Origin of the sequence: Microbacterium sp. 1.5R (assembly GCF_001889265.1) — a bacterium.
GTDB lineage: Bacteria > Actinomycetota > Actinomycetes > Actinomycetales > Microbacteriaceae > Microbacterium.
This window is the reverse complement of record NZ_CP018151.1, coordinates 563,619-581,245: the sequence shown is the minus strand read 5'-3', so window position 1 is coordinate 581,245 and position 17,627 is coordinate 563,619. Positions and strand designations below refer to the sequence as shown.

The following is a 17,627-nucleotide window of genomic DNA, read 5'->3' as shown; positions in this document are numbered from 1 at the left end:
GGGACGGATCACCGCACAGCGCTCGCGCTCGACGGGCATCGCGCTCTAGCCTGGCGCCGTGACGGATCACGTGCTGCGGTTCAGGACCGAACGATTCAAGGCGTTCGTCGACGCGGTCGTCGCCATCGCGATGACGCTGCTGATCCTGCCGCTGATGGAGTCCGTGTCCGAGGCCGCCGCCGGAGGTCTGGGCACCGCCGAGTTCTTGCAGGAGCATGCAGGACAGCTGCTGAGCTTCGGGCTGAGTTTCGTCCTCATCGCCAATTTCTGGATGGGGCACCACCGACAGTACGACGAGGTCACGCGGATCACGAGACCGCTTCTCTGGCTCAACGTGGCCTGGATGGCGACGATCGTCTGGCTGCCGGTGCCTACGGCGATGCTCGGTCAAATGGACACCGACCCGCTGCAGGTGGTCCTCTACATCGGCACGCTCATCGCCACGCAGATCACCACGCTCGGCGCGCGCATCTATCTGCTGCGGCACCCTGACCTGACGAAGACGTCGCCCTCCCGCATCCGTCACGGTGCCGCCGCCGACATCGCCTCGATCCTGCTCTCGGCGGTGGCGATGCTGCTGGCGATCAGCCTCGGAGGGGTGGGGTACCTCGCCCTGCTGCTGCTCTGGCTCACCGGACCTCTGTCATCGCTCCTGGATCGGCTCTGGACGCGGATCGTTCCTCATCGCGCCGACCAGCCGCCGTCCATCGCATAGCTCGCCCCGGTGACCATCGACGCCTCGTCGCTCGCCAGCCAGGCGACCAGCGATGCCACCTCGTCGGGCTCGATCAGGCGCTTGATCGCGCTTTCGGTCAGCATGATCTTCGCCAGCACCTCGGCTTCAGGGATGCCGTGCACGCGCGCCTGGTCGGACAGCTGCTTCTCGACCAGCGCCGTGCGCACGTAGCCGGGGTTGACGCAGTTGCTGGTGACGCCGTGCTCCCCTCCTTCGAGCGCGGTGGCCTTCGACAGTCCCTCCAGCCCGTGCTTGGCCGCGACGTAGGCGGACTTGTAGGGCGATGCGCGCAGTCCGTGCACCGATGAGACGTTCACGATCCGGCCGAACCCGTTCGCGTACATCTCCGGCAGAGCCGCGCGGATCAGCAGGAACGGAACCTCCAACATGAGGGTCACGATCCGTCGGAAGTCCTCGGGATCGAAATCCTGGATCGGGCTGATGTGCTGGATCCCGGCGTTGTTCACCAGGATGTCGACACCGGCCAGCACGTCGACCAGCCGGTCGTCGGTGACGGCGGCCGGCTCCAGCAGATCGACCACCCAGCTCGAGCCTCCGACCTCGGCCGCGGCGGCCTCGCACTGCGCGCGATCCTTGTCTGCGACCACGACATGAGCGCCACGCGCGGCCAATGCTCGCACGACCGCCAGGCCGATCCCGCTGGCGCCTCCCGTCACCAGGGCTCGGCGGCCGCTCAGCGACAGACCGGCCGCACCCGGCCTCTCGATGCTTCGCTCGGTCATGCCGCGCTCACCCGGGGAGTGTTCAGCCCGTGCTTGCGTGCATCCGCGTCATCGATGTCGTGCAGGGACACCCCGCGGGTCTCCTTGAGGGTGACCACCGCGACCGCGGTGACGGCGCAAGCTGCCGCGACGTAGATCGCCACCGGCAGCCACGAGCCGAAGTCCTGCAGCAGGGCCGTGGCGATGATCGGCGCGAGCGAGCCCGCGACGATCGAGGTGACCTGGTACCCCAGGGAGACGCCGGAATAGCGCATGCGGGTCGGGAACATCTCGGCCATGATCGCCGGCTGCCCCGCATACATGAGCGCGTGGAAGCACAGACCGATCGTGACCGCCGCGATGATCACGAACGGGTTCTGGGTGTCGAACATCGGGAATGCGAAGAACGCCCAGCTGGCTCCGAGCACCGCGCCGGCGAGGTAGACGGGCTTGCGTCCCCAGGCGTCCGAGAGCCGGCCGACCTGCGGGATCACGACGAAGTGGATGGCGTGCGCGACCAGAAGCGCCAGCAGCAGCTGACTCGTGTCGTAGGCGTGCACCGTCTTCAGGTACACGATCGTGAACGAGACGATGATGTAGTACAGGATGTTCTCCGCGAAGCGCAGGCCCATGGCTCCGAAGATGCCCCGCGGGTACTTGCGCACGACCTCGAGCACTCCGTAGCTCACGGCCTTGTCAGCCTCGACCTGTGCGCGGGCCTCGAGGAAGATGGGCGCCTCGCTGACGTGCCGGCGGATGTAATAGCCGATGACGACGACGATCGCCGAGACCCAGAACGCCACGCGCCATCCCCAGCTCAGGAACTGGTCGGCGGGAAGCGCCCAGGACATGCCGAGCAGCACCAGGGTCGCCAGCAGGTTGCCCACCGGGACGGCGGCCTGGGGCCAGCTCGACCAGAACGCGCGAGACCTGTCGGGGCTCTGCTCGGCGACCAGCAGCACGGCACCGCCCCATTCACCGCCGACGGCGAACCCCTGGATGAATCGCAGGAGCACGAGCAGCGCCGGCGCCCAGTAGCCGATCGAATCGAAGCCGGGCAGGCACCCCATCAGGAAGGTCGCGACCCCGACGAGGATGATGGTGATCTGCAGGGTGTGCTTGCGGCCGAGCTTGTCGCCGATCTGGCCGAACACGATGCCGCCGAGCGGACGGGCGATGAATCCGACCGCGTAGGTCAGGAATGCGGCGATGATGCCGTCGAGCTCGGTGCCGGCGTTGGGGAAGAAGAAGGTGCCGAAGACGAGCGATGCGGCGGTGGCGTAGAGGAAGAACTCGTACCACTCCACCACCGTGCCCACCATCGAGGCGGCCACGATCTTCTTCAGCCCGGATGTTCGGGTCTCGACCTGCGAGTCGACCGGTTGCTCGACGCCCATGAATGCACTCCTTCGTGTTCTGCAGCGTCCTCGTCGACAGCTGCCTGGCGGGCCGGTATCCCGTCTGCGGGCGGCCCTCGCCAGTATGTGCACGCCCGGCTCTGTGCGCCAATGACCAGTCGAGCAGAGACGGAGTGCACAATTGCAGATGTGACATCTTCCCCGAGCACCTCCGAGCCGCACGCCGACGATCTCCTCATCCTTCTCGCCGTGTCGCGCACCGGTCGCTTCACTACTGCCGGCCAGAGCCTGGGGCTGAATCACACGACAGTCTCGCGACGCATCGCCGCATTGGAGAGAGTCCTCGGCGGGCGGGTCCTCGCCCGCAGCTCGGGAGGGTGGGAGTTGACAGACCTCGGGCGTCGGGCGGTGCGCGCTGCCGAGGACGTGGAGACGGCGGTGGCGACGATCCATGAAGGAGAAGCCGAGTCCGATCAGATAGCCGGGGTCGTGCGGATCTCCGCCACCGACGGGTTCAGTGCGTTCGTCATCGCGCCCGCGGTCGCGCAGCTGCGGCGAAAGTATCCGAGACTCAGCGTCGAGATCGTCAACGTCACCCGGCGGGCTCTGCAGTACCGTTCCGGGCTGGACTTGGAAGTGGTGGTCGGAGAACCGCAGGTGCACCGCGCCGAGGCCATCCGACTCGGCTTCTACACCTTGGGCATGTACGCGTCGCACGGGTACCTGGACGAGCACGGGACGCCCGCCGATTCCCATGAGCTGAGCAGGCATCCGCTGGTCTACTTCGTCGATTCGATGCTCCAGGTCGACGATCTGGATGCTCCTCGACGACTCGTGCCGGGGATGCCGGATTCGCTCAGCTCGACCAACGTCTTCGTCCATGTCGAGGCCACACGCGCCGGCGCGGGGATCGGCTTCCTTCCGTGCTTCCTGGCCGACGGCCACGCCGATCTGGTGCGGCTCCTCGCCGACGACTTCGCCGAGCGCCTGCCCTACTGGATGGTGCTGCGTCCGGACTCGCTGCGCCAGCCCGCGGTCGCCGCGGTGGCTGCCGCCATCCGCGACCGCACGGCGGCCGTCCAGGATGCACTGCTCGGCATCGCCCCGGCCGCCGAACGCTGACAGCACCCGTCGACGGCCCGGCTAGGCTAGTGCGCGGCATCCAACCGTCATTTCTGAGGAGCACACGCATGGGCGCACACGACGCCGTCATCGAGATCCCGCGCGGCAGCCGCGTGAAGTACGAGGTCGACCACGAGACCGGACGAGTGCACCTCGACCGCGTGCTCTACACGACCTTCGGGTACCCCGCCGACTACGGCTACTTCGACAACACCCTCGGCGAGGACGGCGACCCGCTCGACGTTCTCGTGCTCCTCGACCACGCCATCTACCCCGGCGTCGTCGTCGAGGTGCGCCCGGTCGCCGTGCTCAAGATGAGCGACGAGGCCGGCGGAGACGACAAGCTCGTCGCCGTGCTGTCGAAGGACCCCCGTTGGGCCCACATCCAGGACATCGGCGACGTCGCCGAGTACACCAAGAAGGAGATCGAGCACTTCTTCGAGCACTACAAGGACCTCGAGCCCAACAAGTGGGTCAAGGTCGACGCATGGGGCGACGCCGCAGAGGCGCAGCGCATCCTCGACGAGGCGATCGTCCGCTTCGGCGAGCAGGGTCACTGACCCCAGGCTCCGACGAGAAGACCCCCGGTTCCGCTCAGCGGCCGGGGGTCTTCTCGTCGTGGTCGTTCTCAGACCGAGACGCCGCGATCTGCGAGGAACGTGATCGGGTTGGTGTACGCGCCGTTGATGTACACCTCGAAGTGCAGGTGGCAGCCGACGGATGCTCCGGTGTTGCCCGCATAGGCGATGACCTGACCGGAGTTGACCCATGACCCGCTGCGGACGGCGAAGCCGCCGTCCCTGATGTGGGCATAGCCGGAGGAGACTCCCCCACCGTGCTGGATGCGGATGTAGTTGCCGTAGTTGCCGCGCGGACCGGCGTAGTCGACGGTTCCGGACTGCGCCGCATAGATCGCCGCGCCGCACCCGTTCGCGAGGTCGACGCCGTAGTGGTAGCCGGAGCAGGCTGCGCAGGGCTTGGGCCGGGGGCCGAATCCGGCGCTCCGGTGTCCTCCGTGCGGTCGAACCCAGCCGCCGGAACCCGGCGAGCCGCCGACGCCTCCGCCGCCACCTCCTCCGCCGCCGTTGCCTGCGGCGGCTGCCGCGGCCTCGGCCGCTTCGCGACGCTTGCGCTCCTCCTCCGCGACGCGCACGCCCTCCTTGTACCCGGCCACGGTCGTCGCCGTGGCGTCTTTCAGGGCTGAGAGCTGTGCCTGCATCGTCGCGAGGTTCGCCGACTGCTCGTCGAGCGCAGCTTGAGCGGCGTCCGCAGCGGCCTGAGCCTCGATCATCTTCTGCTCGGCGATCTGCTGCAGGCGATCGCGCTCCGTGCGGGCGACGACAGCCTGATCGGTGAGCTGCTGGGCCGAGTTGCGGGCAGCGACCGCGTTGTCGTGCACCGTCTGGTTGTACTGATAGACCTTGTCCATCGTGCCGAGACGCGAGAGCAGCTGGTCGGCGTTGTCGGCCGAGCCGGCGAAGAACAGCTCGAGGGCGGTATCGTCGCCGCCGTTGCGATACAACTGCGCCGCGAGCTGGGCGGCTTTCTTCGTGGCGTCATCGGCGGCGACGGCCTGCTCGTCGGCCTTCGACTGGAGCTCCTCTGCGACGGCGATGGCGTCGAAGTAGGCGAGCTGCGCGGCGTTGTACTCCTCGCCCGCGAGCACGGCCTTGGCCTGCGCATCCGCCACCCGCTGCTTGAGCGACTGGATGAGTCCCTCGATGCGCGTGACCTCCGCTGCCTTCGCGGACTCGTTGTTCATGGCGTTCTGCACGTCGTCCCAGCTGGGGTACGAGGCGGCGTACGCGGCGGTCACTCCTGAGGAGACGCCGAAGGCGCTGAGGGCGACGACGCTGAGCGCGCCGAACGTGAGGGCGCTGCGACGGGTGACCGAACGGTCCTTCCAGAACGCGCGGCTCTCCGCAGGGGTCGGCGCGCAGCCGCAGTCGTCGGACGCCGCCGCAGCAGCATCCGACGTGGAGTGATGGTCGTTCACACGGCCCCTTTCGCCGGTTTCACAGATGCCACACTAACAACTTCTTTCACATCCGCACCAGGGGGCGGACAGCGGGAGAGGGCACAGCGATGTGAGTCCATCGTCCTCCTGAACACGCCCGGGAGACAGCAGGCTCGCCCTCGATTCGCGTTTTGCTCAGATCTTCCCTTATGCTTGAGCGTCGGCAAGGAAGTCCTCCGGGACAGACTTCGGCCCCATCGTTTAGCGGCCTAGGACGCCGCCCTTTCACGGCGGTAGCACGGGTTCGAATCCCGTTGGGGTCACTCCTTCCGGTACAATTGAAAACAAGTATGGCCCTGTAGCGCAGTTGGTTAGCGTGCCGCCCTGTCACGGCGGAGGTCGCGGGTTCAAGTCCCGTCAGGGTCGCTCTAAGCGACGGGCCCTTTTCTTCGAGAAGGGCCTTTCGTCTAGATGCGACAGGTCTAGCCGGTCGCATGGCTCTGTAGCTCAGTTGGTAGAGCGCACGACTGAAAATCGTGAGGTCACGGGATCGACGCCCGTCGGAGCCACAGGGTGATCATTACAGTCACCTTAGGAACCCTCGCCTAGCTTCTACATGGCGGGGGTTTCCGCTTTTTCCGGCGAAGGCTGGTTTCCGCACCGCTCCCCTGGGCTGCTGGTTCTGTGCCTGTCGTCACGCGCTCCAGCCACGAGACGACGCGTCTCAGGACGACCGTCTCGATGCGTCGAGCAGGTGCACGGGCCGCAGGTCAAACACGCATCTGCTCGGCGGACAGCTGCGCCATACCTATGCGCCGTAATATACCGATATGGGACCTGAACTGCCCGTTGTGCCTGGGGCGCAGCGGAACCTCGGAGCTGAAGAGCTCTTTCGTCGACTCGCGACGTCGATCGCCGACGGCACCTACGCGCCTGGCGCGAAACTGAGCGACAAGGCGATCGCAGACGATCTGGGAGTCACCCGCACCCCCGTCCGAGAGGCCGTGCAGCGACTGGCGCGCGCCGGGCTGATGGAGGTCCACGCGAACCGCTACTCGATGGTCACCGACATCACCGACGAGCGGTCCCGCATCACCCGCGAGTTCGCCGCCTCTCAGGGCGGGGAGATCATCCGTGAGGCCGCGCTTGCGCTGTCCGAGGCGGATCTCGCCATCGCGTGCGAACTGATCGCCGACGCCATCCAGTCCGTCGAAACGGGCGAGGGATGGATCGAAGCCCATGTGGAGCTCTTCGAGTTCCTCACCGACCGCGCGCTCAACGATCTCTATCGACTCATGCTGAGCGACTTCTGGTATCTCGTGTTCCGCGACCTTTACCTCGGCGAGCCCCGGGTGGACACGAAGGAATCGCTCGAGGAGCTCGAGTCCGCGATGCGCGCCCGCAGCGCGAACGCCGGCGTGAAGGCCGTGCAGAGGATGCTCCGCCTGAAGTAGCGGCCACTCCCGAGGGAGTTGGTTCCGGTCCCCCGCGCCCGAACGGGGGGACCGGAGCAGTCGATGAGAAGGTCCGCAAGCGCACCCACCCCCATGTGGGCGCTCAAGACCGAGAGAACTCGAGGGCACCGTCTGGTTCGACCGACGGAGAGCGGCAGATGCTGCTCGTCGTGTTCTCAGCGTATGGCCGCACCCCGTCTTGACGCTGATCGGAGCTCATCCATTGACGCGGGCCCACTCCGACTGCTACGGCGGACTCCCGCGCGCCGACCGTGCCGGTGGCGACGACGTGCGTCCGGGCTGGATACGCTCGAACCATGCTCGAGACGCTCACCGGATTCGCCGTCGTGGGAGTCGCGATCGCACTCGGCTATCTGCTCGGCCGGATCGACCTGCTCGGACCGCACGCCCGGCACGTGCTCGGGCGTCTGATCTTCTTCGTGCTGTCGCCGTTCCTGCTCTTCACCGTGCTCGCCCACGCCGATGCGAAGATGCTCTTCTCCTCGCTGCTACCCGTGTCGGCGATCGCGGCCGTCGCGATCATCGGGATCTACACACTCATCGCGCGGCTCTGGTGGAAGCGTCCGGTCGGAGAGACCCTGATCGGAGCGCTGTCGGCGGGGCAGGTCAACTCGAACAACATCGGCATCCCGTTGTCGCTCTACCTTCTCGGCAGCGCCGCGTACCCCGCACCGGTGGTGCTGATGCAGTTGCTGGTGTTCACCCCGATCTCGCTGACGATCCTCGACGCCGTCACGAGCGATCGCGTCTCGCTGCGAAAGACGCTCGTGCGCACGGCGACGAATCCCATCATCATCGCGTCGCTCCTCGGCACGCTCATCTCGGTGCTGGGCCTCACAGTGCCGCCCATCATCATGGAGCCGGCTCAGCTGATCGCCGATGCCGCCGTGCCGGTTCTGCTGATCAGCTACGGCATCTCCCTGCACGGCCAGCGCGTGCTCGGGGCTCCCGGCCACCGGCGGGACATCATCCTCGCCACCTCGCTCAAGCTCCTCGCGATGCCGCTGATCGCGTGGGTGGTGGCCGAGTTCGTCTTCGGGCTCTCGCCGGCCGAGGTGCTGATCGTCGTGATCCTCGCCGCGCTCCCCACCGCACAGAACGTCTTCAATTACTCGCAGCGCTACGACATCGGCGAGACGATCTCGCGCGACACCGTATTCCTGACCACTCTCGGCTGCCTGCCCGTGTTGATCCTCATCATGTTCCTGCTGGGCTGAGCACCGCGTCGATCGGGGACTCGCGCACGTCCGACAGCGTCAGCGGAAGATCGCGCATCACGACGACACTGTCGAACACCGCTGAGCCGGCGGGAAGAGCGTCGAAGAACGACGAGCTCACGCTGTGCAGGTGTGCGTTCTCGACCCTCCACGCGTCGGTGGTGAGCGCGACCGATTCGACGCTGCGCCCTCCCCGCGCCGCCGACCAGCCGAGCCTACCGGCGCGATAGAAGTCCGAGGCCTCGTCGATCGAGGCGAAGAGAGAGCTCGACCATGCGCCTCCCACCTCGACATCCGCGCAGAGACTGTGCTCGCCGGCATCCATCGTGACCGCGTAGCGATCATCCCCCTCCTCGATCTCGAACCTCGCTCGGCGATGCACCCCCGGGAACAACCGTCCGCCGAAGATGACCGGATGCCACGCCGAGCTGTGCCGACCGACGATGAAGACGCCTTTCTGCACGCCATCCGCGGTGTCCCACTCGACGGCGACCCGGTGGGCGGCGTTCTCGGAGCGCAGACCCCACCGGCGCCGCGCCCAGCTCGGTCGGATCGACTCCAGCCCCAGCACGCACACGCCGGCCACCGCAGACCCGTCGACGATCTGCGGGCGGAATCCCGTGGGCAGCAGGGAGGCGGCGACCTCCGGCTCGACCCGATAGGTGATCAGGAGTCGCCGACGGAGCTGAGCACGGACACCGCGGATGATCGTCATGCTCCGAATGTAGCACTGGAGCTAAATTCCTCCAAGGCCTCGGGGACGAGGTGCACGTAGGTTGTATCCGTGGACAATCCGCTCATCTACATCGCCGCGATCGGCGCGATCATCGTGCTCGCCATCCTCCTGCCCCGCTGGGTCCGTCGCTCCACCGGCGCCGCCGGCGGCAGAGCAGGGCAGCGTCACGTGGCCGACCGCCTCACCGGGATACTCGAGGAACTGGGCACGACGCTCGTGCTGCAGACGTCTGAGGCCACGGCGAGGGAGATCGTCGACGGAGTCGTGCGTCAGCAGCCACGCAAGTTCACCCCGCTCGCGAGCGGAGGCTACGGTATCCGATTCGTCGAACCGGATGACGCGATCGTGCGGGTGGTCGACGATGAGAACGGGACCCGTCTGCAGGTGGAGAGGATCCGCGAGCATCTGGGCGTTCCCAACACTTCCGAGTTCTGGTCAGACCTGCGCTCCGCCGTCTCCGCCGCAGCACGCGCTGAGGGCGTCCAGGTCTCGCCCGGGCCGCCCTTGCGGCACCGGCGCGACGATGCGACCGAGTCGTGGATCGCGGAGTAGAGAAGCCCAGTGCGTACCGGAACATCGGGTGCATCTCACAGCCGTCGCAACTAGGCTGTGTTACTGCTGATCACGCACCGGCCAGCCCACAGTCGGCCTCGCGACGGCACCATTTCTCATCACAGCTCTCAGTCCCTGTGACCTGCGCCGGAAAGGCCGACCCATGAGTGAATCCCCCGACAACGACCGGACCCCCGACTTCTTCGACAAGCTGATCGAAGAGACGCCGCGCGAGCAGTCCGGCTTCACGGCCTCGTTCCGCGGCTACGACAAGGCGGAGGTCGACTCGGCCCTCAGCACTCTGCGCAATCAGCTGAAGCAGGCGAAGGCCGACCTCGCCGCCACCGAGGCACGTCACGAGGACGCAGTCGAGGCGCTTCGCGAAGAAGAGCGAATCGCCCGCGAAGAGCTCGAGGCGGAGCTCCTCGCCACCAAGGCGAAGGCTGCCGAGACCGAGCAGCAGGTCGCCACCCTCACCAACGAGCTCGTCGACACCCCGCGCGCGGATGGCCAGGAGGCACCGTCGCGGGAGCAGTTCGAGGCGATCCTCCGGGTGGCCGAGGAGCAGGCCAACGTCCTCATCCAGAACGCCGCCGTGCAGGCCGACCGTCTGATGGCGGCCGCGCGCGAAGAGGTCACCGCACAGCGGGCCGAGGCGGATGCCGACGTCACCCGCATCATCGCGCACGCTCAGCACGACGCCGACCAGGTGCGCCTGAAGATCGACACCGAGTACACCGCCCACCAGGCGACGCTCGAGCGCGAGGCCGCGCACGCCGCAGAGCGGGTGCATCAGGCGACGCAGGAGGCCACGGCCATCCGCACCGAGGCGGAGAAGGGCGCTGCGGCGCTCCGCTCGCTCGTCACCCGCGAGACCACCCAGCTGCGCGCCGAGGCCGAGCGCGAGGTGCGCGAGATGAACGCCCGCGTCCTCGAGTTCGAGGAGACGCTCACCCGTCGGCAGGACGACGCTCAGCAGGAGTTCCTGGTGCTGCACAACCAGGCCGTCGCCCACGCCGAGCGCATCACCACCGATGCCAACGAGCAGGTGGCCGCTTCGCTCGATCACGCGCAGCGCATCTCGGCGAAGGCTGACGACTACGAGCGCCTGATGCGGTCGCAGGCGCAGACCATCGAAGCGGATGCTCAGGTGCGCGCCCGCGACACCCTGGACCGTGCCCGCGTGAAGTCGCAGAAGATCGTCGACTCGGTGACGGGTCACACGTCCGCCGTGCTGCGGGATGCCGAGGACCACGCGCGCCAGCTGCGCTGGCAGCAGCAGCAGCTCGCCAGCTTCATGGCCGAGGTGCGCGAGCTGATCCGCCCGGAGGGCATCTTCAGCGACGAGGCATCATCCGTCGGCTCTGCAGCAGCCGCGTCGCAGGTCGATGACGACACCGACGCCGAGACCGTCGAGGTCGAGGAAGCCGAGCTGATCGTCGACTCCGACGACGCGGTCGACGAGGTCACCGGCGACGAGGAGTTCCGCGGTGACGAGGCGCTGGAGGACGAGCTCCTCGACGAGAACGCCGAGACGATCGACGGCAAGATCACCATCGAGGTCGTCGAGTCCGATCAGAAGGCCTCCCGCTGAGCGACTTCTCCTGACTGACCGAGCGGGGGCGTGGGCGGATATCCGTCCACGCCCCCGCTTCGTTCACCCGTCCTGCTATCGCTCGGAGCCGTCAGCGTGCACGCTGTACCTATGACAGACAGCGTGATCGAGGTGCGGGATCTCCGCAAGGAGTACGGGGGTGCCGTCGCAGTCGACGGCATCAGCTTCGACATCCGCCGGGGAGAGACCTTCGCTCTTCTGGGCCCGAACGGCGCTGGCAAGTCGACGACCATCGAGATCCTCGAGGGCTATCGTCACCGCACGTCCGGCGACGTGCGCGTGCTCGGTGTAGACCCCCAGCGCGGCGGTCTGGCGTGGAAGGCGCGACTGGGGATCGTTCTGCAGTCCACCGGAGAGGCCGGCAACTTCACCGTGCGGGAGCTGCTCACCGAGTTCGCCGGTTACTACCCCCACCCTCGTCCGGTCGACGAGGTGATCGCCGCCGTGGGGCTCGAGCACAAGCAGCGATCCAGAGCGGGCAAGCTGTCCGGTGGTCAGCAGCGCCGTCTCGATGTCGCCCTCGGGATCATCGGACGCCCCGAACTCCTGTTCCTCGATGAGCCGACGACCGGCTTCGATCCCGAGGCCCGACAGCAGTTCTGGCAGCTCATCCGCACCCTGAAGTCCGAGGGCACCAGCATCCTGCTGACCACTCACTATCTCGATGAGGCCGCCCGGCTGGGCGATCGCGCGGCGGTGATCACAGACGGGCGCATCGTGGCGATCGGGAAGATCGACGAGATCGGCGGGCCCGAGGCGAGGACGCCGATGGTTCGCTGGAGGGATGCCGCCGGCGTGCGCCACGAGCAGCGCACGACCGCTCCCGGCGCGGTCGTCTCCGAGCTTCAGCGAGCGGGCGGCGAGCCGGACGGCCTCGAGGTCGTGCGTCCCACTCTCGAGGACATCTACCTCGGCCTCATCCGTGAACACGGAGCCGCATCCGATTCCGATCCGACCGCAGAGGCCCTGCGGGCAGATGTGGCGGAGTCCGCATGAGCACCACGACTGCCACGCCGAACTTCGGGCTCGCTCGCACGGTTCGCCTCGGGGTACGCCGCATCCCGTTCGAACTGCGTCAGTACTTCCGCGCCAGCGACCAGGTCTTCTTCACCTTCCTGTTCCCCACCCTCATGTACCTCATCTTCGCGACGATCTTCACGGGCGACATCGGCGAAGGGCCCGACAAGATCAGCATGGCGACGTACTACCTTCCCGGTCTCGTCGCAGGAGGCATCTTCCTCTCCGGGATGCAGGGCCTGTCGATCGAGATCGCAGTGGAGAAGAGCGACGGAACCCTCAAGCGGCTGGGCAGCACGCCGATCTCACCGGCGACGTACTTCATCGGCAAGATCGGTGAGGTCTTCGTCACCGCGATCCTGCAGATCACTCTGCTGCTGGTCGTCGCGGTCGTCCTCTATCAGGTCGAGCTGCCCTCGGATGCTGAGGCCTGGGGTCGCTTCGCCTGGGTCTTCGTGCTCGGCCTGCTCTCGTGCACCCTTCTCGGCATCGCACTGTCTGCCGTGCCGCGGTCGGGCAAGACGGCGTCCGCCGTGGTGATCCCGGTCGTGCTGCTGCTGCAGTTCATCTCCGGCGTCTACATCGCCTTCACCGCGCTGCCGGAATGGCTGCAGAACGTCGCTTCCGTCTTTCCCCTCAAGTGGATGGCTCAGGGTATGCGCGCGGCGATCCTGCCCGAGTCGTTCTCCTCGGCAGAGCCGAGCGGATCATGGGATCTCGGGCTCGTGGCGGTCGCCCTCGCCGCATGGCTCGTGGTCGGCTTCATCCTCAGCCGCGTGACGTTCCGCTGGATCCGGCGGAACTGACCGTCTGGCATGCGAACGGCCCCATCCCGAAGGATGGGGCCGTTCGATGTGCGGGTCGGCTGCGATGCCGCGAGAGTGTCTACGCCCGGACGAACTGGGCCGCTGCGGGGCAGTCGAACGGATCAGCACCGGCGGCGAGACCGACGCGGTTGAGGTACTCGATCACGATCGCGTACGACCGGCCGAGGCTGGTCTCGGTGTAGGGCACGTTGTTGGCGGCGCAGTAGTCGCGCACGACCTCGCGAGCCTTCGAGAGGTGCGGGCGGGGCATGTTCGGGAACAGGTGGTGCTCGACCTGGTAGTTGAGTCCGCCCATGAGCCAGGTGGCCCACCATCCGCCGCGGATGTTGCGAGAGGTGCGCACCTGCTTCGAGAAGAAGTCGAGACGGGCGTTGGGATCGATGATCGGCATGCCCTTGTGGTTCGGCGCGAAGGACGCGCCCATGTAGACGCCGAAGACGGCGAGCTGCACACCCATGAAGGCGAATGCCATGCCGAGCGGCAGCATCAGGAACACAGGCACGAGGACGATCGCGAACCGGAGGGCGATGAGGCCCAGCTCGATCCAGCGGCCCTTGGCCTTCTTGCTGGTCACCAGGTGCTTCACGCCCAGGTAGTGGAGGTTCAGGCCCTCGAGCGTCAGCAGCGGGAAGAACAGCCACCCCTGCTTGCGCGTGATCAGACGGACGATACCGCGGGACTGCGCGGCGTCGGTCTCGAGGAACGAGATCGTGTCGACCTCGATGTCGGGGTCCTTGCCGACCTGGTTCGGGTTGCCGTGGTGCTTGGTGTGCTTGGAGTCCCACCAGGAATAGCTGATTCCCACCACGCCGGCGGCGAGGATGCGGGCGAGGCGGAAGTTCGCCGGGCCCGTGGAGAGGATCTGACGATGCGCGGCCTCATGGGCGAGGAACGCCACCTGCGTGAGGATGATGCCGAGAGCCCCGGCCATCAGGAGCTGGAGCCAGCTGTCGCCGAGAAGGATGAAGCCGGTGATGACTCCGCCCAGAGCCACGGCGATGCCGGCGGCCACGAAGATGTAGAACCATCCGGCGCGCTGGAGGAGGCCGGTTTCGCGGATGACCTGCGAGACCTGCTTGTAGGCGTGGGTCATCGGAGGAATGTCCGCATTGCCCGAATACGTCTGACGTACCGGTCCGAGAACTGCGTCGGTCTTTTCGACCTGTGAAATGGAGATGTTGCTCTCCCGTCGATCGGAGCCCTTGAGCTGATGTGAAGCCCAAGGCAGATCGCCGAACGCTTAACTCAGGCTAACCCTGCCCTCATGCGATTTGGGGAATACATCAGCATCCCTTGACGATTCACAGTTCCCCCGCATGGAACGGTCAGGCGCGTGCGCGACGCGGTCGGCTGCGGAGGGCGCGGCGAAAGGGAGAGGTGAGGCTGCGCGGGCGAGATCTCGGCGCATTCGCGCTCTCGAGGGCGTCACGGGCGGCATCCAGCGACTCGAACGAGCCGAGGTCGTCACCGCGCTGGTCGCGGGCGACATGCGCGGTGCCGTCGAATTCGACGAACCCGGCGAACTCGCCGCCGCGGGTCGCGACGTGCACATCTGTGTCGGCCTGTTTCCAGGTCAACGGATCGGAAGGAGGAAAAGTGGTCGTGCTCATGGTGATACTCATTGCTGTGTGACGGGCACGCGTTGTCGCGACCCGCAAGATGTGAGATCGAAGGCGGATGCCGCGCGCATCGATGCGCTTGGTCCGTAATGGCCCTGATCAGTGGCTCCGTGGTGGCCTAGAGGGCGGCCAGAACTCACGTTGCTCAATCAGTCTAGCAGGTCGGCGCCGCGCACGCGGGCCTCCGCCTCAACGGGCTCCCACACGCGCCGTGGATGACCGGACGATCCAGCCACGATCCAGCGCCCCTCGGGCTCCGGCTGCGGGGCCTCAGCGGCTTTCGAGCCGTCCGGCTCCTCCCCCGCACCCCACGCCTCGCGGATGATCTGCCTCGGGTCGTACTGCCGAGGATCCACGGCGGTCCATTCCTGGCGGATGCTCGCCACTCCGGCCTCCTGCTCGGCTCGCCGCGCCGCCTCGCCGACGGTGAGCGTCACCCGGCGGGCGAGGGCGCCGAGACGGCCCGCATACTCCGGCAGTCGCCGAGGACCGATGATCACGGCTGCGATCAGCGCGACGAGGAACAGCTTCTCGATCGTGAGTCCGAACATCGTCATGCCTCCGTCGTGCCGACGGCCGACTCCCCGACCCTGCGGTCATGCAGCCATGCGAGCAGCAGGGCGATCAGGAACAGCAGGGTCATGGGGATCGCGATCAGGAACATCGACAGCACGTCGGCCGCGGGGGTCACGACCGCACTGAAGAGGACGATCGCGACGACGACGAGACGCCAGCTCCGCGCGATCGCCGCCGCCGACACGACACCGAGCAGGTTGAGCATCACGACGAACACCGGGAGCACGAAGGCGACCCCGGTCGCGAGCACGATCTTGAGGATGAAGTCGACGTAGTACGACGCCTGCAGCAGCGTGCTGTCCTCGGTCGAGGCGAAGCTCGCGAGCAGCTCGACCATGTGGGGGAAGAGAAGGAAGCCCATCAGGCATCCGCCGACGAACAGGGGAACGGATGCTGCCAGGAAGCCGAACGTGTACCTCTTCTCTCTGGTGGTCAGACCCGGAGCGAGGAACGCGAGCAGCTCGTGCATCCAGACGGGACTCGACAGCGCGACACCGGCGAAGAGCGCGATCTTGAGCCGAAGGTCGAAAGCCCCGGTGATGCTGTCGTAGTTGAGGCTCGCATCGCGCGATTCGGCGAGCGCACTGATCGGTGCTCGCACGACCTCGAGGATCTGGTCCGAGAGGAGATACCCGGCGACCACCCCGGTCAGGAGCGCCGCCGTCGCACGGAACGAGCGCGTGCGCGCCTCCCGCAGGTGCGAGGACAGCGGCATCCGGGCCAGGGCGGGCGCGGTGCTCGCCTCGACGGCATCAGCGGCGAGCGAGGACACGGTTTACTCCGCGGGCCGCAGGACGGGCTGCGGGAGGTCTGCGGACTCCCGAGCGTCGACACGGTCCCGGCCCCTCGGCGTCGGCTCGACCCGTGCCTCGTTCGAAGGCTCGGCGACCTCCGATCTGAGGATGCGCATCGACTGGCCGACGCTCTTGGCGAGGGCGGGGAGCTTCGCGGCGCCGAAGACGAGGACGACGATCGCGAGGATGATCAGGGCGTGCCACCCTGTGAGGTTCTGGAGCATGGTCTCTGTTCTTTCGCGTGGAGGGGTTGTCGGGGTTCGGGTTCAGTCGGACGGCGGCTCGCCGCCACCACCGGGGCCGCCCGCGCCGCCCGACGGCGCGGAGCCTGCGCTGGGCGTCGTGGCCGTGTCGACGCCGACCACGAGCGTCGCGGTGTATCCGCTGCCGCCGCCGGTGACAGCGGCCAGCTGAAGGGCCCCGGAGTCGTCGCCGAAGACGTTGTCGCCGGAGAGGCTCGTCTGCGACAGGTTCTGCGTCGAGCCCGGGTAGCGGGAATCGGCGTAGACGGTGGCGCAGACATCTTCGGGCAGTGCCAGCTGGGACGTGGCGATGGCGTTGGCCGAGTCGGTGATCGAGGCGAGGTCGGGGTAGACCTCGAAGTGGATGTGCGGCCAGCGGCCCGAGTAGCAGCCGGGGAAGATCGACGTGAACGAGACCTTCCCCTCGGCATCCGCCACCTGCACTCCACGGAGGTAGGTGACATCCTCGAGCCCCGACGAGTACATCGAGTACTCCCCCTCAGCCGTGCAGTGCCATGCGTACACCGCGACGCCCTCGAAGGGGACGCTGCCGTTCACGAGGTCGACCACCTGGAACTCGAAGGTCAGCGGGATGCCGTCGGCTGTCGCCGACCCGTCGATCGACGTCGTGATGTCCTGTCGCACGATGCCCGAATCCTCGAGGACGTCCGGTCCGTTCGATCCGTCTCCGGGGTAGGGGCCTGCGGTCTCGTCGGGGATCTCGCCGGCCGCTGTCGTGGTCGACGATCCGGACGTCGTCCCCGTATCGCTCGTCGATGTCGACTCGCTCGTGCTGCCGCCGCCCGACGGGGCGCACGCGGCGAGCACCATCGCGCCCACCCCGAGTCCGGCGAGTCCGAGAATGCCGCGGCGCGTCACCAGGGTGCGGATGTCGAAGGCGGCGCCCTGATCCACGACCTCCTCATCGGCACGGTCGAGCAGCCGCCCCTCGTAGGTCGGGCCCTCAGGGGTCTGTACGGGTTCGGGGATGCGGCTCATGATCGTGCTCCTCTCGATGTGGATGGGTGTCGATGTACCCATGGTCACGGAGAAGACGATCAG

The 17,627-nt window shown here is 67.2% G+C and carries 19 protein-coding genes and 3 tRNA genes; 12 read left to right on the top strand and 10 right to left on the bottom strand.

All coding sequences use genetic code 11. The annotated features are described in order from the left end of the window. Window positions 1–58: 58 nt before the first annotated feature. Complete coding sequence (locus tag BMW26_RS02735; protein WP_072590701.1) at window positions 59–715, top strand: TMEM175 family protein; 657 nt, start codon at window positions 59–61, stop codon at window positions 713–715. Here BMW26_RS02735 and BMW26_RS02730 read toward each other — a convergent pair. Both BMW26_RS02730 and BMW26_RS02725 read right to left on the bottom strand, forming a co-directional pair. Then, the gene (locus tag BMW26_RS02730) at window positions 682–1,479 is read right to left on the bottom strand and encodes a 3-hydroxybutyrate dehydrogenase (protein WP_072590700.1); all 798 of its coding nucleotides are present in this window, start codon (window positions 1,477–1,479) and stop codon (window positions 682–684) included. The genes BMW26_RS02735 and BMW26_RS02730 overlap by 34 nt on opposite strands. Beyond that, a complete protein-coding gene (locus tag BMW26_RS02725; protein ID WP_056276751.1) occupies window positions 1,476–2,855 on the bottom strand; it encodes an MFS transporter in 1,380 nt (459 codons plus the stop codon). Before BMW26_RS02725 ends, BMW26_RS02730 begins: the two co-directional genes overlap by 4 nt. 111 nt (window positions 2,856–2,966) lie before the next feature. On the opposite strand from BMW26_RS02725, the gene BMW26_RS02720 reads away from it, so the two are divergent. Together BMW26_RS02720 and BMW26_RS02715 are read left to right on the top strand one after the other, a co-directional pair. Beyond that, window positions 2,967–3,938 (top strand): LysR family transcriptional regulator, encoded by a 972-nt coding sequence (locus BMW26_RS02720; RefSeq protein WP_072590699.1) that lies wholly within the window; start codon window positions 2,967–2,969, stop codon window positions 3,936–3,938. 68 nt (window positions 3,939–4,006) lie between these two features. Continuing rightward, window positions 4,007–4,498: an inorganic diphosphatase gene (locus tag BMW26_RS02715; RefSeq protein WP_053098719.1), complete on the top strand. Its 492-nt coding sequence runs from the start codon at window positions 4,007–4,009 to the stop codon at window positions 4,496–4,498. A 68-nt stretch (window positions 4,499–4,566) separates the two neighbouring features. Here the strand turns inward: BMW26_RS02715 and BMW26_RS02710 are convergent, their stop codons facing one another. Further along, entirely contained in the window at window positions 4,567–5,934 is a 1,368-nt protein-coding gene (locus BMW26_RS02710; protein WP_053098718.1) for a peptidoglycan DD-metalloendopeptidase family protein, read from the bottom strand. A 211-nt stretch (window positions 5,935–6,145) separates the two neighbouring features. On the opposite strand from BMW26_RS02710, the gene BMW26_RS02705 reads away from it, so the two are divergent. The 5 genes from BMW26_RS02705 to BMW26_RS02685 all read left to right on the top strand — a co-directional run bounded on the left by BMW26_RS02705 (window position 6,146) and on the right by BMW26_RS02685 (window position 8,587). Next, window positions 6,146–6,218: transfer RNA gene (locus tag BMW26_RS02705), tRNA-Glu, on the top strand. 29 nt (window positions 6,219–6,247) lie between these two features. Next, window positions 6,248–6,321 (top strand) — tRNA-Asp (locus tag BMW26_RS02700). A 70-nt stretch (window positions 6,322–6,391) separates the two neighbouring features. Next, a tRNA-Phe gene (locus BMW26_RS02695) sits at window positions 6,392–6,464 on the top strand. A gap of 261 nt (window positions 6,465–6,725) precedes the next feature. Then, a complete protein-coding gene (locus BMW26_RS02690; protein ID WP_082586498.1) occupies window positions 6,726–7,349 on the top strand; it encodes a GntR family transcriptional regulator in 624 nt (207 codons plus the stop codon). Between the two features lie 317 nt (window positions 7,350–7,666). Continuing rightward, complete coding sequence (locus BMW26_RS02685; protein ID WP_053098716.1) at window positions 7,667–8,587, top strand: AEC family transporter; 921 nt, start codon at window positions 7,667–7,669, stop codon at window positions 8,585–8,587. Here the strand turns inward: BMW26_RS02685 and BMW26_RS02680 are convergent. Continuing rightward, window positions 8,568–9,302: a DUF2071 domain-containing protein gene (locus BMW26_RS02680; RefSeq protein ID WP_072590698.1), complete on the bottom strand. Its 735-nt coding sequence runs from the start codon at window positions 9,300–9,302 to the stop codon at window positions 8,568–8,570. The two genes, BMW26_RS02685 and BMW26_RS02680, sit on opposite strands and share 20 nt — an antisense overlap. Before the next feature lie 69 nt (window positions 9,303–9,371). Here BMW26_RS02680 and BMW26_RS02675 point away from each other — a divergent pair, with 69 nt between their 5' ends. From BMW26_RS02675 to BMW26_RS02660, 4 genes are all read left to right on the top strand, one after another. After that, the gene (locus BMW26_RS02675; RefSeq protein WP_056276735.1) at window positions 9,372–9,875 is read left to right on the top strand and encodes a hypothetical protein; all 504 of its coding nucleotides are present in this window, start codon (window positions 9,372–9,374) and stop codon (window positions 9,873–9,875) included. A 163-nt stretch (window positions 9,876–10,038) separates the two neighbouring features. Beyond that, a complete protein-coding gene (locus BMW26_RS02670; RefSeq protein ID WP_072590697.1) occupies window positions 10,039–11,469 on the top strand; it encodes a cell division initiation protein in 1,431 nt (476 codons plus the stop codon). A 111-nt stretch (window positions 11,470–11,580) separates the two neighbouring features. Continuing rightward, window positions 11,581–12,486 (top strand): ABC transporter ATP-binding protein, encoded by a 906-nt coding sequence (locus BMW26_RS02665; RefSeq protein ID WP_072590696.1) that lies wholly within the window; start codon window positions 11,581–11,583, stop codon window positions 12,484–12,486. Next, entirely contained in the window at window positions 12,483–13,313 is an 831-nt protein-coding gene (locus BMW26_RS02660) for an ABC transporter permease (protein WP_072590695.1), read from the top strand. Before BMW26_RS02665 ends, BMW26_RS02660 begins: the two co-directional genes overlap by 4 nt. 79 nt (window positions 13,314–13,392) lie before the next feature. Here BMW26_RS02660 and BMW26_RS02655 read toward each other — a convergent pair whose 3' ends face one another. The 6 genes from BMW26_RS02655 to BMW26_RS02630 all read right to left on the bottom strand — a co-directional run bounded on the left by BMW26_RS02655 (window position 13,393) and on the right by BMW26_RS02630 (window position 17,564). Beyond that, window positions 13,393–14,511, bottom strand: coding sequence for a fatty acid desaturase family protein (locus BMW26_RS02655; RefSeq protein WP_053098710.1), 1,119 nt, complete (start codon window positions 14,509–14,511; stop codon window positions 13,393–13,395). 148 nt (window positions 14,512–14,659) lie between these two features. Beyond that, window positions 14,660–14,944: a hypothetical protein gene (locus tag BMW26_RS02650; protein ID WP_150115151.1), complete on the bottom strand. Its 285-nt coding sequence runs from the start codon at window positions 14,942–14,944 to the stop codon at window positions 14,660–14,662. Window positions 14,945–15,102: 158 nt separating this feature from the next. Further along, window positions 15,103–15,510, bottom strand: a complete 408-nt coding sequence (locus tag BMW26_RS02645; RefSeq protein ID WP_072590693.1) for a Sec-independent protein translocase subunit TatA/TatB — start codon at window positions 15,508–15,510, stop codon at window positions 15,103–15,105. Next, on the bottom strand, window positions 15,507–16,301 hold the full coding sequence (tatC, locus tag BMW26_RS02640) for a twin-arginine translocase subunit TatC (RefSeq protein WP_320491445.1): 795 nt from the start codon (window positions 16,299–16,301) through the stop codon (window positions 15,507–15,509). The genes BMW26_RS02645 and tatC overlap by 4 nt, the downstream gene beginning before the upstream one ends. 3 nt (window positions 16,302–16,304) lie before the next feature. Continuing rightward, a complete protein-coding gene (locus BMW26_RS02635; RefSeq protein WP_056276723.1) occupies window positions 16,305–16,547 on the bottom strand; it encodes a twin-arginine translocase TatA/TatE family subunit in 243 nt (80 codons plus the stop codon). A 42-nt stretch (window positions 16,548–16,589) separates the two neighbouring features. Then, entirely contained in the window at window positions 16,590–17,564 is a 975-nt protein-coding gene (locus BMW26_RS02630; RefSeq protein WP_072590692.1) for an intradiol ring-cleavage dioxygenase, read from the bottom strand. Between the last annotated feature and the right edge of the window lie 63 nt (window positions 17,565–17,627).